General features: G+C 71.6%; 11 protein-coding genes. 3 read left to right on the forward strand and 8 right to left on the reverse strand.

What is annotated here, in order from left to right:
• Window positions 1-51: 51 nt before the first annotated feature.
• From A8713_RS22555 to A8713_RS22590, 8 genes are all read right to left on the reverse strand, one after another.
• Window positions 52-642, reverse strand: a complete 591-nt coding sequence (locus tag A8713_RS22555; RefSeq protein ID WP_026252548.1) for a GTP-binding protein — start codon at window positions 640-642, stop codon at window positions 52-54.
• A complete protein-coding gene (locus A8713_RS22560; protein ID WP_064535431.1) occupies window positions 623-1,198 on the reverse strand; it encodes a DUF742 domain-containing protein in 576 nt (191 codons plus the stop codon). Before A8713_RS22560 ends, A8713_RS22555 begins: the two co-directional genes overlap by 20 nt.
• Before the next feature lie 97 nt (window positions 1,199-1,295).
• Entirely contained in the window at window positions 1,296-1,709 is a 414-nt protein-coding gene (locus A8713_RS22565; RefSeq protein ID WP_033321188.1) for a roadblock/LC7 domain-containing protein, read from the reverse strand.
• 10 nt (window positions 1,710-1,719) lie between these two features.
• A complete protein-coding gene (locus tag A8713_RS22570) occupies window positions 1,720-4,932 on the reverse strand; it encodes a nitrate- and nitrite sensing domain-containing protein (RefSeq protein ID WP_064535432.1) in 3,213 nt (1,070 codons plus the stop codon).
• A gap of 440 nt (window positions 4,933-5,372) precedes the next feature.
• Entirely contained in the window at window positions 5,373-5,948 is a 576-nt protein-coding gene (locus A8713_RS22575; protein WP_037858010.1) for a GTP-binding protein, read from the reverse strand.
• A complete protein-coding gene (locus A8713_RS22580) occupies window positions 5,929-6,327 on the reverse strand; it encodes a DUF742 domain-containing protein (RefSeq protein WP_009190816.1) in 399 nt (132 codons plus the stop codon). Before A8713_RS22580 ends, A8713_RS22575 begins: the two co-directional genes overlap by 20 nt.
• 111 nt (window positions 6,328-6,438) lie before the next feature.
• Complete coding sequence (locus A8713_RS22585; RefSeq protein ID WP_003993189.1) at window positions 6,439-6,852, reverse strand: roadblock/LC7 domain-containing protein; 414 nt, start codon at window positions 6,850-6,852, stop codon at window positions 6,439-6,441.
• Between the two features lie 9 nt (window positions 6,853-6,861).
• Window positions 6,862-11,043 (reverse strand): sensor histidine kinase, encoded by a 4,182-nt coding sequence (locus A8713_RS22590; protein ID WP_064535433.1) that lies wholly within the window; start codon window positions 11,041-11,043, stop codon window positions 6,862-6,864.
• A gap of 601 nt (window positions 11,044-11,644) precedes the next feature.
• Between A8713_RS22590 and A8713_RS22595 the strand changes: the two genes are divergently transcribed.
• The 3 genes from A8713_RS22595 to gltX all read left to right on the forward strand — a co-directional run bounded on the left by A8713_RS22595 (window position 11,645) and on the right by gltX (window position 14,275).
• On the forward strand, window positions 11,645-11,833 hold the full coding sequence (locus A8713_RS22595; protein ID WP_037888769.1) for a hypothetical protein: 189 nt from the start codon (window positions 11,645-11,647) through the stop codon (window positions 11,831-11,833).
• A 176-nt stretch (window positions 11,834-12,009) separates the two neighbouring features.
• Complete coding sequence (locus A8713_RS22600; protein ID WP_064535434.1) at window positions 12,010-12,795, forward strand: fumarylacetoacetate hydrolase family protein; 786 nt, start codon at window positions 12,010-12,012, stop codon at window positions 12,793-12,795.
• Complete coding sequence (gltX, locus tag A8713_RS22605) at window positions 12,788-14,275, forward strand: glutamate--tRNA ligase (protein WP_079159079.1); 1,488 nt, start codon at window positions 12,788-12,790, stop codon at window positions 14,273-14,275. The genes A8713_RS22600 and gltX overlap by 8 nt, the downstream gene beginning before the upstream one ends.
• The last annotated feature ends 27 nt before the right edge of the window (window positions 14,276-14,302 follow it).

Genomic DNA, 14,302 nt, shown 5'->3' on the forward strand with positions numbered 1-14,302 from the left:
GGGCCCCTCTCCTTTGCGGGGAGGGGCCCTTCGGCATGTCCGGGGCGCGGGCTACCGCAGGCGGGCCATCAGCGCGTGCTCGACCAGCGTGATCAGCGCCGACTTGGCGTCCGCGCGGTGGCGGGCGTCGGTGGTGATGATCGGGGTGTCGGGACCGATCTGAAGGGCCTCGCGGACCTCGTCCGGGTTGTAGGGCTGCTGGCCGTCGAAGCCGTTGAGGGCGATGACGAACGGCAGTCCGCTGTTCTCGAAGTAGTCGACCGCCGGGAAGCAGTCGGCGAGCCTGCGGGTGTCGACCAGGACGACCGCGCCGATGGCGCCGCGCACCAGGTCGTCCCACATGAACCAGAACCGGTCCTGGCCGGGCGTGCCGAACAGGTACAGGATCAGGTCCTGGTCGAGCGTGATGCGGCCGAAGTCCATGGCCACCGTCGTGGTGGTCTTGTCCCCGGTGTGGGTGAGGTCGTCGATGCCCGCCGACGCGGATGTCATGACGGCCTCTGTGCGCAGCGGGTTGATCTCCGAAACGGCACCGACGAACGTGGTCTTGCCCACGCCGAAGCCGCCCGCCACCACGATCTTCGCGGAAGTGGTGGAGCGACTTGGAGAAACCGGCCCTCCGCTAGAGCTTGCGAAGTCCACTGAGCACCCTTTCGAGCAGTGTCACGTCTGGCTGGCCGCCGGCGTTCTCGTCGCCGCCGGGCTGATGGATGGCGACCAGGCCCGCCTCCGCCAAGTCGGCGACGAGAATCCTGGCCACGCCGAGAGGAATCGTCAGGAGGGCCGAGATCTCGGCCACCGACTTGATCTCGCGGCACAGATGGCAGATCCGCTGATGCTCGGGCAACTGGCCCTGCATCTGGTGCGGTTGCGCGGTGGTGTGCACCAGGGCCTCGATGGCGAGCTGGTAACGCGGCCTGGTGCGGCCGCCCGTCATGGCGTACGGGCGGACCAGAGGGTTGTTCTGCGACGCCGGTGCGGGCATCGGCTCGGGGGAGTGCCACTGCGGCTGCACGGGCTGGATGCGCGGCGCCGGCGGCTGGTCGTACGGCGAAGGGCCGGGGCCCTGCGGGGCGTACGGCTGCCGGTGCTGCGGAGCGGAGGGGTAGGCGTACGGGTCGACCGGGCCGTTGCCGTGTCCCTGGGCGGGACCGTACGACCAGTTGCCCGAAGCCGGACCACCTGGGTGTGTTGCCACTCTTACTCCTCCTCCGACTGCGCCGGGCACCCCACAGAGTGGAAGCCGCGTCCCGAAACCTTACGGCCCCGGGACACCGATACGCACCGTACGTCCTTCAGTTGAGAAGGCTTCCCTGGAGCTCCGCACGGAGATCCGGGGTGAGGACCGTACCCGCGCGGTCCACGAGAAGGGCCATTTCGTACCCGACGAGACCGATGTCCGCTTCCGGGTGGGCGAGGACGGCAAGGGACGATCCGTCGGAGATGGACATGATGAAGAGGAACCCCCGCTCCATCTCCACAACCGTCTGGTTCACGCTGCCGCCCTCGAAGATGCGCGAGGCACCGGCGGTCAGCGAGGTCAGACCGGAGGCGACGGCCGCGAGCTGGTCGGCACGGTCGCGGGGAAAGCCTTCGGACATCGCCAGAAGGAGTCCGTCGGCGGAGACCACCACGGTGTGGGACACCCCGGGGGTGTTGTCCACGAAGTTGGTGATCAACCAGTTCAGGTTCTGTGCCGCCTGGCTCATCGGGCTCACACTAACGCTCCTGGTTGTAGGTGCTGTCAGGACCACTGTGTTCATTCCTTGTGGCCTGGCCGTTCTTTTCACTGCCCGCGCTGCGTCCCCGCTGCACGCCCTGGCGCAGGTTGCTCAACCTGCCCCGGACGTCCTCGGGGGCGCGGGAGACCTGTGGGCCGCCCTGCGGGGTCGATTCCGCGGTGCCCTCGACCAGGTTGGCCTTGGGCACCCGCCGCGGCAGACCGGAGGAGGTGACCCCGCCCGCCTTGGGCTTCTTGAGCTGCGAGGCCTGCTGCCACCGCTCGTCGTTCGCCGAACGCCAGCCGCTGCCACCGCCGTTGCCGTTGCCGTTGCTCTCCGCGTCCGGGGCCGACGCCTGGCGGGGCACGGGCCCCGAGCCGTTCGCGGCGCCCGCGGTGGAACCGCGGCGCGGCAGTCCGGCGTCTGTCAGTGCGTGTCCCGCCCCCGCGTCCGCGTCCGGCTCCGGCAGGTCGAAGCCCGCGTGCTCGGCCCCGGGCGCCTCGGCGGTCCGCGCGGCGTCCGCCTCCGCCTGTGGAGCGTACTGCTCCGGACAGCCGTTCGGGTAGCCGTCCGGCTGCGGCCAGTCGTCCTGGTAGGACTGCTGCGGGTACGCCTGCTGCTCCTGGTACCCGGCGTACGCGTCGGCCGGGTAGCCGCCGTTCCGGGTCGGGGCACCGTCGGGCGCGTAGTACGCCTGCTGCTCGTACGTCTGCTGCTCGTACGTCTGCTGGTCCGGGGCGTACGCGGCGGGCTGGTCGTAGCCGGGCTGCTGCTGCGGGTACGGCGCCGGGCCGGTGCCGTACGGCTGCTGCTGCCCGGTGGGCTCCTGCGGGTAGGCGGCGGGCGCCTCGGCGGTCGGCGGGCCGTCCTGCGGCTGGGACTCCGGGGTGGCGTGGCGCTCCTCGCGCTTGAGCGAGCGGCCGACCGGGTCCAGTTCCCGGATGTCGTCGGGGACCTCGGCGTAGCGGCTGTCGTCGAAGCCGAGTTCGGCGGCCGTGCGCAGCGGCGGCCGGCCGTCCGTGCCCTGGCCCCGCTGCTCCTGGAACTGCTGCTCGGGGATGATCTGCGGAACGGTGAACTCGTCGCCGCCCACGCCCTGTTCGGCGCTGCCGCCGTGGGTGATGGCGTCCGGGAGCATGACCAGCGAGGTGGTGCCCGCCTGCTCACCCGAGGGGCGCAGCTGGACGCGGACACCGTGCCGGTCCGCGAGCCGGCCGACCACGAACAGGCCCATGCGCTGGGAGATCGCCACGTCTACGGTGGGCGGGTTGGCGAGCTTGTGGTTGATGTCCGCGAAGTCCTCGGCGGTCAGGCCGATGCCCTTGTCGTGGATCTCCACCATGATCCGGCCGTCGGGCAGCCGGGTCGCGGTGACCCGGACCTTGGTCTGCGGCGAGGAGAAGGTGGTGGCGTTCTCCAGCAGCTCGGCCAGCAGGTGCACCAGGTCGGTGACCGCGCGGCCGTGGATCTCGGCCTCGGGGACGCCGGACATCTCGATGCGCTCGTACTGCTCCACCTCGGAGGACGCGGCCCGCAGCACGTCGACCAGCGGGACCGGCTGGTCCCACCGGCGGCCGGGCTCCTCGCCCGCGAGGACCAGCAGGTTCTCGCCGTTGCGGCGCATCCGGGTCGCCAGGTGGTCCAGCCGGAAGAGGTTCTCCAGCTGGTCCGGGTCGGCCTCGTTGTTCTCCAGGTCGGTGATCAGGGTCAGCTGGCCCTCGATCAGCGACTGGTTGCGGCGCGAGAGGTTGGTGAAGATCGCGTTGATGTTGCCCCGCAGCAGGGCCTGCTCGGCGGCGAGCCGGACCGCCTCGCGGTGCACCTGGTCGAAGGCGCGGGCGACCTCGCCGATCTCGTCGGTGGACGTGATCGGGATGGGCGCGACCCGGGTGTCGACCCGGCCGGGGTCGCTGCGCGAGAGCTGGTCGACCAGCATCGGCAGGCGCTGCTCGGCGATGCCGAAGGCGGCGTTGCGCAGCCGGCGCATCGACCGGCTCATCTGGCGGGCCACCAGGCCGGCCAGGAGGAAGGCGGCGAGCAGCGCGACCACGACGGCGGCGCCGGTGACGAACGCCGACCGCTTGGCGTCGGCGGCGATGCCGGACGCCTCGTCCACCGCGTTGTCGGCCATGTCCGACTCGATCTTGCGGTACGCGTCGAACTTGAGGGTGTTCACGGCCCACCAGTTCTGCGCGGTGGTGCCCTTGCCCGCCAGCGCCTGGCGCTCGGACGCCTCGGTGCCCTTCAGCGTGGCGAGGGCCGTGACCATCTTCTGCGGGTCGGACGGCGGGGCCACGTAGTCCGGGTCCTTCGCCTTGGCCTCCTCGGCCATCGCCGCCGCCTTGGACCGGACCTCCTGGTTCTGCGCGTCCAGCGTGTCCGCGTCCGCCTGGGTGCCGCCGCCGAGGTACTCCTTGAGGGCGATGTTCTCCAGATAGGCGTAGGAGGACAGGGCGATGCGCTGGCTGGCCAGGTTGCCGCCGTCCGGGCCGGGCGCGATCAGCAGGTGCATACCGATGGAACGTTCCAGCGACAGCGCGGACTGCGTCAGCGACATCGCGTAGACCGTGCGGCCGTAGGAGGTGATGTTGCCGGTGCCCAGGCCCAGCTCGTTGGCGAACTCCATCAGCGGGTGCGCGACCTGGACGTAGCCCTCCTCGGTCTGCACGCCGTTGAGCCTGGAGGTGTAGGCGGCGGCGCGCAGCGACTCCAGCTGCGGCTCGGCCTCCCGGAACAGCTTCAGGCGGCGCTCCAGGCCGGCCTTGTGCGGCATGCTCTTCGCGGCCTGGTCGAAGGCGTCCGCCGCCCGGTCGGTGAGGCCGCGGGCCTGGACGACGGCCGCGTCCTTCTGGCCCTTGCCCTGGAGCAGCGGAGCGGCGGTGGTGTCCCGCTCGTTGTACAGGGCGTTGGCGTAGGTGAGGGAGGCGCGCACCAGACGTGCGGTGTGCTCGGCGTCCTGGGCGTCCTGCCACGTGTCGATCGAACTCTTGACCTGGAAACCGCCCATGACCAGGCCGACCAGCACGGGTATCAGCAGGATCGCGTTCAGCCGGGCGGGCACCCGCCAGTTGCGGGGGGAGAGGCGGCCGCCGGCCGGCGCGGGTGCGGCGCCCGGTTCGGCCGCGGGCACATGCGTGGGCGCAGCGCCGCGCGGCGGCGGGGTGAAGTTGCCCCGGGCCGACGGCTCAGGACCGTTCTTGCTTCGCCTCACTCGACCAACAACCTCTCGGCGGTCGGCACCTACGTTGTGCCGCAGTGTCTCAGAGCCCCGTCCGCCGTGGACGGACATCAGGACCACTCGGTACGGCTCAGCGCGTCCTCACTGAGCGGTACGTCGTCGGTCATGGGGCAGTTCAGGCATTCCAGCACGCTGACATGCGCTCTTCCAAACAGTGGAAAGCACCGATTGAGAGTGATGTAAGTCCCAGATAAAACGGTCATAAAGAACGAGCCGCGCCAAAAAGCGGGGCTCCCGTGCGCACAGCGACACCGAATGTGCGCGACGCGTTGCGCCACCACCCGATTCTTCTGCCGAAACGTTATGAACGCCGAGGCCGGCCGTGTCCCACGACACAGCCGGCTCCGGTACGCCTACGGCAACTGCCGTACGGCCTTGCCTACTTGGATGCTAGGCGAAAGGTGCTGCCGGTGTCACCGCAACCGGGCCATCAGCGCGTGCTCGACCAGCGTGATCAGCGCCGACTTGGCGTCGGTGCGGTGCCGGGCGTCGGTGGTGATGATCGGCGCGTCCGGACCGATCTGGAGCGCCTCGCGGACCTCGTCCGGCGTGTACGGCTGCTGGCCGTCGAAGCCGTTGAGGGCGATGACGAACGGCAGTCCGCTGTTCTCGAAGTAGTCGACCGCCGGGAAGCAGTCGGCCAGGCGCCGGGTGTCCACCAGGACGACCGCGCCGATGGCGCCGCGCACCAGGTCGTCCCACATGAACCAGAACCGGTCCTGGCCGGGCGTGCCGAACAGGTACAGGATCAGGTCCTGGTCGAGCGTGATGCGGCCGAAGTCCATGGCCACCGTCGTGGTGGTCTTGTCCCCGGTGTGCGTGAGGTCGTCGATGCCCGCCGACGCGGACGTCATCACGGCCTCGGTACGCAGCGGGTTGATCTCCGAGACGGCACCGACGAAGGTCGTCTTGCCGACGCCGAAGCCGCCCGCCACCACGATCTTCGCGGAGGTGGTCGCCCGGCCCCCGTCAGAGCTTGCGAAGTCCACTGAGCACCCTTTCGAGCAGCGTCACATCCGGTGCGCCACCGTTGTTCTCGTCGCCGCCCGGCTGGTGGATGGCCACCAGCCCGGCTTCGGCCAGGTCCGCGACGAGGATCCGCGCCACGCCCAGCGGCATCGCCAGGAGCGCCGACACCTCGGCCACGGATTTCACCTCGCGGCACAGATGGCAGATCCGCTGGTGCTCCGGGAGCAGTCCCATCAGCGCTGCCGGGTCGGCCGTGGTGCTGATCAGCGCCTCGATGGCGAGCTGGTAGCGCGGCCGGGTCCGGCCGCCGGTCATCGCGTACGGACGAACCAGCGGCTGGTCGCCCTCGTCCCCGTACGGCTCGGCGTACGGATCATGATGGGCGGTGGGCGGGGTCATGAATCCTCCGGGCGGGACAGCAAGTCGGTCGGGCGAGCCGTCGGACGAGGCCGGTGGGGGGATTGTGTCGGCCGGACGGTGATGTGGTGACGCGGGTGGTGCCGGGGCCGGTCAGTGGAGCAGACTGCCCTGTAGTTCAGCGCGCAGGTCGGGCGTGAGGACGGCCCCCGCGCGGTCGACGAGCAGCGCCATCTCGTAGCCGACGAGGCCGATGTCGCACTCCGGGTGGGCCAGTACCGCGAGGGACGACCCGTCCGAGACGGACATGAGGAACAGGAAGCCGCGCTCCATCTCCACGACCGTCTGCGCCACGCTGCCGCCCTCGAAGATGCGCGAGGCACCGGCGGTCAGCGAGGTCAGACCGGAGGCGACGGCCGCGAGCTGGTCCGCGCGGTCCCGCGGAAAGCCTTCGGACATGGCCAGAAGGAGTCCGTCGGCGGAGACCACCACGGTGTGGGACACCCCCGGGGTGTTGTCCACGAAGTTGGTGATCAACCAGTTGAGGTTCTGTGCCGCCTGGCTCATCGGGCTCAACTAACGCTCCTGCTGGTGAGTGGGGCTCGGGAAGCTGCCCGTCTGGCCGGTGCCGGCCTGACGACCCTGTGCGATGCCCCGACGGAGATTGGTCAGCCGGCCGCGTACGTCGTCGGGCGCACGCGAGACCTGCGGACCGCTCTGGTGCTGTTGCTGCTGAGCCGTGCCCGGGACGAGGTTCGCCCTGGGCACCCGGCGCGGCAGGCCGGAGGTGGTGACGCCGCCCGCCGCCGGCTGCCGGACGCGCTCGGCCTGCCGGACGAGTTCGTCGTTCGGCGAGGTGCGCCAGGCGGAGGTGGCGGGACGCTGGGGGTTGGCGGGAGCCGGGGCGGTGGGGGGCGCTTCCGGGGCCTGCGGCTGCTGGGGCTGCTGCGGCGCGGCCTGCTGGTCCGCCTGCTGCTGCCGCTCACCGCGGAACCAGTTGGTCTCCAGGGTGTCGAACAGCGGCGTCCTGCCGTCGCCGGGACCCGCCGGCGGCAGCGCCCACTCGTCGCCGGGCGCGCGGCCCGCCTCGGGCTGCTGCGGGGCCGGCGGACGCGGAGCGCCGAAGTCGGCGGGACCGGACGCCTGGGGCCGCTCGAACTGGCCGGTGGGCGACGGGTCCTGACGGGCCGGCAGCGCGTGCCCGCCCGTGGCGGAACCGTCGTGACCGGGCTGCGCGAACTGCCCCGTCGAGCCGTCGTCGTAGCCCTGGGGGGCGTTGAACTGGCCGGTGGAGCTGGTGTCGTAGCCCTGCGGGGCGGCGAACTGCCCCGTGGAGCCGTTGTCGTAGTGCTGCGGGGCGGCGAACTGGCCCGTGGAGCCGTTGTCGTAGCCCTGCGGCGCCGCGAACTGTCCGGTGTCCGCAGGGTTGCCCTGGCCGAAGCCGGGGCCGCCCTGCTGCGCGGGGTTCTGCGGAGTCTGCGCCGGGCCGAAGATGTCCGAGCGGACGAACGCGCCCGGGTTCTGCCCGCCCTGGGCGCCCTGGTCCGGGAACTGACCCGCGGACCGGCCGCCGTCGGCGTCCTGGCGCGGCGCCTCGAAGCCGGGGCGGGCGTAGGTCCCGGTGTCCGCCGGGCCGGGGCCCTGGCGGCTGTCGGGGCCGGGGAGCACCGGCATCTCGGCCGTGGCGGCCGGACCCCGGTGGTCCTCGATCCGCGGCATGCGGGAGGTCTGCGCCTGCTCCGCCTCGTCGTGGCCGCGCGGGGTGTCGGGTGCGCCGGGACCGGCGTTCTCGTTGCCCCAGCTCGGGGTGCGCGGCTGCGGGTTGCCGCCCGGCAGCTCCGCGCGCGGACCACCGCGCGACGGCAGCTGCGGCTGCCTGCCCTGCTCGCCGCCGTTCGGCCGGCGCGGCGGCAGCACGCCGCGTCCGCCGCCGAAGGCGTCCGGCCGCTCCCCGCCGAAGGCGTCCTGCCGGTTGCCGCTCTGCTGCCCCTCGCCGAAGCCCTGGCGGTTGCCGCCCTGACGGCCGTCGTCGAAGCCCTGCGGAGCGCCGGTGCGGGTGTCGTCGCCGAAGCCGCCCTGCCGGTTCCCCGACTGCTGTCCGTCGCCGAAGCCCTGGCGTCCGCCGCCGAAGACGTCCTGCCGGGCGCCGCCCTGCTGTCCGTCGCCGAAGCCCTGCGGCGCGCCCTGCGCCCGGCCGCCGAAGCCGGACCCGGCGCCCGCCGGTTCCGGACGGCCCTGCTGGGGCAGTCCGGGACCCTGCTGGCCCTGGCCCTGCTGACCTTGCTGGCCCTGCGGTCCGCGTGCTCCGCCCGCAGCGCCGGGGCCGCCCTGGCGGCCACCCGTGCCGGGCAGCGCCGCCCGCGGACCCTGGCCCGCGCCGACCTGGCCGCGCTGGGCGCCGGGGCCGAGCCGGTTCGCACCGCCCGGCGCGCCCGCGCCGAGCGGACCGCCGCCCGCCTGACCGCTCTGGCGCCGCGCCGCCGCCGCGCCCGCGGCAGCGGCGGCAGCCGCCGGACCGCCCACGGACGGACCGCCGGCCTTGCCGGGGGCCGGCTTCTTGCCGCCCTGGGCGACGTCCACCGGCAGCATGACGAGGGCCGTCGTACCGCCCGAGTCGGAGGGGCGCAGCTGGATGCGGATGCCGTGCCGCTGCGACAGCCGGCCGACCACGAAGAGGCCCATGCGGCGGGAGACGGAGACGTCCACGGTGGGCGGCGAGGCCAGCCGCTCGTTGATCGCGGCCAGGTCCTCGGGGGAGAGGCCGATGCCGGTGTCGTGGATCTCGATCAGGACCCGGCCGTCCGGCAGCGCGTGACCGGTGACCTTGACCTTGGTCTGCGGGGAGGAGAACGAGGTCGCGTTCTCCAGCAGCTCGGCGAGCAGGTGGACGAGGTCGTTGACGACGCGTCCGGCGACCTCGGTGGTCGGCACCGAGGCCAGCTCGATGCGCTCGTACTGCTCCACCTCGGAGGCGGCGGCGCGCAGCACGTCGACCAGCGGGACCGGGCGGGTCCAGCGGCGGCCCGGCTCCTCACCGGCGAGGACGAGGAGGTTCTCGCCGTTGCGGCGCATACGGGTGGCGAGGTGGTCGAGCTTGAACAGCGAGGAGAGCTGGTCCGGGTCGGCCTCGCGGGACTCCAGTTCGGAGATCAGCGACAGCTGGCGCTGGATCAGGCCCTGGGAGCGGCGCGAGAGGTTGGTGAACATCGCGTTGACGTTGCCCCGCAGCAGGGCCTGCTCGGCGGCGAGGCGGACCGCCTCGCGGTGCACCTCGTCGAAGGCCGCGGCCACCTGGCCGATCTCGTCCCGGGAGTGCACACCGACCGACTCCACGGACGTGTCGACGTCCTGCGGGTCGGACTCGGACAGCTGCTTGACCAGCTCGGGCAGGCGGTCCTGGGCGACCTTGGTCGCGGTCTCCTGGAGCCGGCGCAGCGAGCGGATCATGGAGCGGGCCACGACGAAGGCGCCGACCAGCGACACACCGAGGACGAGCAGGATCAGCGCACCGGAGATGATGGCGTCGCGCTCGGTGGCACTGCGCAGCGAGCGGGCCTTCTGCTCCATCTCCTCCAGCAGCGTGTGCTCGATCTTCTTCATCTGCTCGATCTTCGTCGAGCTGTCGTCCACCCAGTCGCGGTAGGAGCGCTTGCTCTGCTGGGCCAGACCGGTGGAGCTGTCCAGGGCGCGCTTGGCGTAGGTGTCCGCCGACTGGATCGTCGGGTTGCCCTCCTCCATGGGCTTGATCAGCTCTTCCGCGCCGTCGCCGTAGATGTTGCGGAAGCTGTTGATCTCGGAGGTCTGGCTGTCCAGCGCCGACTGGGCGTACAGCCGGTCGTTCTCGGCGAGGTTGCCCGCGGAGGTGTTGTTCGCGGGCAGCGCGGCGGCGATGACGGCGCGCTGGACGGAGGCGTACTCCTTGGCGGAGGAGAACGCGGACAGCGCGCGGGTGCGCTGGATCATCTCCGGGTTGCTGGTCGCCTCGGCCATGTCCTGGGAGAGGCTGAGCAGCTCGGTGATGAGCCGGTGGTAGGCCTCGACGGTCTGGGTCGAGTTCCGGTCGTGCGCGTAGGCCGTCTTGCGGATGGAACCGAGGTGGTTCAGCTCGCTGGCGAGGCCGACCAGGGTCTCGCGCACGCCCTGGAGGTTGCCGCCCTTGCTGGCGCTGTCGATCTCCTCGGAGGCGGCCAGGAAGACCTCGGTGGCCCGGTCGGTCTTGTCCCGGAAGCCCTTGACGGTGATGGCGCTGGCGCTGGAGGGGTGCGACAGCGGACCGGCGGACTGGTCGCGCTCCTCCTGGAGCGCGGCGGCCAGTTCGGTGGCCTGCTTGGTCATGTCCGTCAGCAGCTTCATGTTGTCGAGCTGCTGGATGTCGTCCAGGTTCTGGTCGATGCGCAGTGCGCCGAGGGTGGTCGCCGCGATCACGGGGAGGGCCAGCAGCGACACCAGGCGGGTGGAGATGCGCCAGTTGCGCAGGGCCACGCGCGAGCCGGGCCCGACGGGGGCCGGGGTCTTGGCGGACCTGTCGCTCTTCCCGGACTTCCCGGACTTCCCAGACTTGCCGGCCGGGGCGGGGCCGCCGGGGTGCGGCGCGGTCGGGGAGGCACCCGCGCCGGGGCGCGCGGAGCTGTCACCGGACGGGGCCGGGCCCTGGTTCTGGGCGTGCGGGGGCGTGGAGCCGACGGCCTTGGGGCCAGTCCCGCCCTGCGGCTCCGGCTCCGCCGAAGCGCTGCCATCCCTCTTGAAACGTCCCTGCACTAGCGTCGCAACCTCTGGACCAGGCGCCCTCCCACGCGAGCGGGAAGGCGGTGTCGGCGTCGTGGGAAGCGCCCTGAAAACGCTCCCCGGTGGTCGTGAGTGACCGGCGCTGGTTCCCCCTTCTCGCCGCCCACTCGGCGCTGCGTTGCGCCCCCTGCGCGCCGGCTCGATCCCGCGGCGGTCCGTGGCATTCCAGCACAGTGCAGGATCTCCAACAAGGCATGTGGGCCAGCCTGTGACCTCTGTGACAGCGCGTGAGGACCGAGTTACGAGATGTGGAAAGCGGTACCCCGCATACCGGGCATATCTCTACGAGCCGCTGGGTCGCCACAGGTGTCCCAGTCGCCATGATCGGGAGCGGAATGGTGGCTTCAGTGGCCTTATGTCCGATTCGGCGGAGCAAGATCCGGTCGGTAATTGTCCGGATTGTGGATCACGCCGTGAGCAAACTCACATGGAGATCACGGTCTCTTCCCGTCCTCGGCCGGGAATCGCGCGTTTAGCCTGACGCTTTACATAAGGCGTGCAACTGCCCACCCGCGCCCGCGCGGGGGTCCTGAGGCCCTCCAGGCGCCTGTCCACGACAAGGTCTGCTACCACCGTGAAGACGACGATGATGTTCCGCAACATAGCCAACCCCCGACGCACCACGCTGGCGCACCTGGAGGACGCCGAAGCGCTGGAGACGCCGGAGGCGCCGGAGCACCCCGTGACCCTCCCCGCGCAGACCGCCAACCCGCGGCGCACCGTCCTCATGGAGATGCCGGTGGCGGCCGCGGTCGCGGAGTAGACCCGGCGGGCACCGCCCGCACCCGCTCGCACGGCCGTACGCCGAAGGGGCACCCCACGCCGAAGGGGGTGCCCCTTCGGCGTACCCGCGCCACCGGTGCGCGAGGCGCGGGCCGGTGGCCGCGTTAGCCTGGAGCGTCAGACTCCCGCCAGCTCAGTCAAGGGGCCAAGCAACCCGTGCGCATCGCCAGGTTCTCCATCGACGGGAACGTCGCCTTCGGCGCGGTCGAGGGCGACCAGCCGGACCAGCTCGTCCTCGACATCATCAAGGGCATCCCGTTCGCGGACTTCGAGCTCTCCGGCACCAAGGTGCCGCTGAGCAAGGTGCGGCTGCTGCCCCCGGTGCTGCCCAGCAAGGTCGTCGCCTTCGGCCGCAACTACGCCGAGCACGCCGGCGAACTCGGCAACGAGGTGCCCGAGGCGCCGTTCGCCTTCTTCAAGCCGTCCACCTCCGTGACCGGCCCCGGCGACCCGGTCCCGTACCCCTCCTTCACGCAGGAACTGCACCACGAGGCGGAGCTCGCCGTCGTCATCGGCCGCATGTGCCGCGAGGTGCCGCGCGAGCGCGTCAAGGACGTGATCTTCGGCTACACCTGCGCCAACGACATCACCGCCCGCGACGTCCAGCGCCGCGAGAAGCAGTGGGCGCGCGCCAAGGGCTTCGACGGCTCCTGCCCGCTGGGCCCCTGGGTGGAGACCGGCATCGACCTGGAGCGGGCGGGCGACCTGACCGTCCAGCTCACGGTCAACGGCGAACAGCGCCAGCTCGGCCGCACCAGCGAGATGATCCACCCCATCGCGGATCTGATCGTCAACATCTCCGAGGCCATGACGCTGCTCCCCGGCGACGTGATCCTCACGGGCACCCCCGCGGGGGTCGGCCCCCTCAGCGTCGGCGACGACGTCGCCGTCACCATCGAAGGCATCGGCACTCTCACCAACAAGGTTGTCCAGCGTGGCTAGCGCATCAGGCTCCCCCGTCCGCGTCCGTTTCTGCCCCTCGCCCACCGGTAACCCCCACGTGGGCCTGGTCCGCACCGCCCTGTTCAACTGGGCGTTCGCCCGTCACCACCAGGGCACCCTGGTCTTCCGCATCGAGGACACCGACGCGGCCCGCGACTCCGAGGAGTCCTACGAGCAGCTGCTCGACGCGATGCGCTGGCTGGGCTTCGACTGGGACGAGGGCCCCGAGGTCGGCGGCCCGCACGCGCCCTACCGCCAGTCGCAGCGCATGGACATCTACGCCGACGTCGCCGCCAGGCTCCTGGACGCCGGCCACGCCTACCGCTGCTACTGCTCCCAGGAGGAGCTGGACAGCCGCCGCGAGGCCGCCCGCGCCGCCGGCAAGCCCTCCGGCTACGACGGCCACTGCCGCGACCTGAGCGCCGAGCAGGTCCGGGCGTACGAGGCCGAGGGCCGCGCCCCGATCGTCCGCTTCCGCATGCCCGACGAGCCGATCACCTTCGACGACCTGGTCCGCGGCGAGATCACCTACCTGCCGGAGAACGTCCCGGACTACGGCATCGTCCGCGCCAACGGCGCCCCGCTCTACACGCTCGTCAACCCGGTCGACGACGCCCTGATGGAGATCACCCACGTCCTGCGCGGCGAGGACCTGCTCTCCTCCACCCCGCGCCAGATCGCCCTGTACAAGGCGCTCACCGAGCTGGGCATCGCGAAGACCACCCCCGAGTTCGGCCACCTGCCCTACGTCATGGGCGAGGGCAACAAGAAGCTCTCCAAGCGCGACCCGCAGTCCTCGCTGAACCTCTACCGCGAGCGCGGCTTCCTGCCCGAGGGCCTGCTCAACTACCTCTCCCTGCTGGGCTGGTCGCTCTCCGCCGACCAGGACATCTTCGGCATCGAGGAGATGGTCGCCGCCTTCGACGTCAAGGACGTCAACCCCAACCCGGCGCGCTTCGACCTCAAGAAGTGCGAGGCGATCAACGCCGACCACATCCGCCTGCTCGACGTGAAGGACTTCACCGAGCGCTGCGCCCCCTGGCTGAAGGCCCCGGTCGCCCCCTGGGCGCCCGAGGACTTCGACGAGGACAAGTGGCAGGCGATCGCGCCGCACGCGCAGACCCGGCTGAAGGTCCTCTCCGAGATCACCGACAACGTCGACTTCCTCTTCCTGCCGGAGCCGGTCCTGGACGAGGCGAGCTGGGCCAAGGCCATGAAGGAGGGCTCGGACGCCCTGCTGCGCACGGCCCGCGAGAAGCTGGACGCGGCCGACTGGTCCTCCGCGGAGTCCCTCAAGGAGGCCGTCCTGGCCGCCGGCGAGGCGCACGGCCTCAAGCTCGGCAAGGCCCAGGCGCCCGTCCGCGTCGCCGTGACCGGCCGCACGGTCGGCCTGCCCCTCTTCGAGTCCCTCGAGGTCCTGGGCAAGGAGAAGACGCTGGCCCGCGTCGACGCGGCGCTGGCCCGGCTGGCCGCCCGGTAGACCCGTGTGAGGGGCGGCACCCGGAGC

The organism is Streptomyces sp. SAT1 (assembly GCF_001654495.1).
In the GTDB taxonomy this organism is placed as follows: domain Bacteria; phylum Actinomycetota; class Actinomycetes; order Streptomycetales; family Streptomycetaceae; genus Streptomyces; species Streptomyces andamanensis.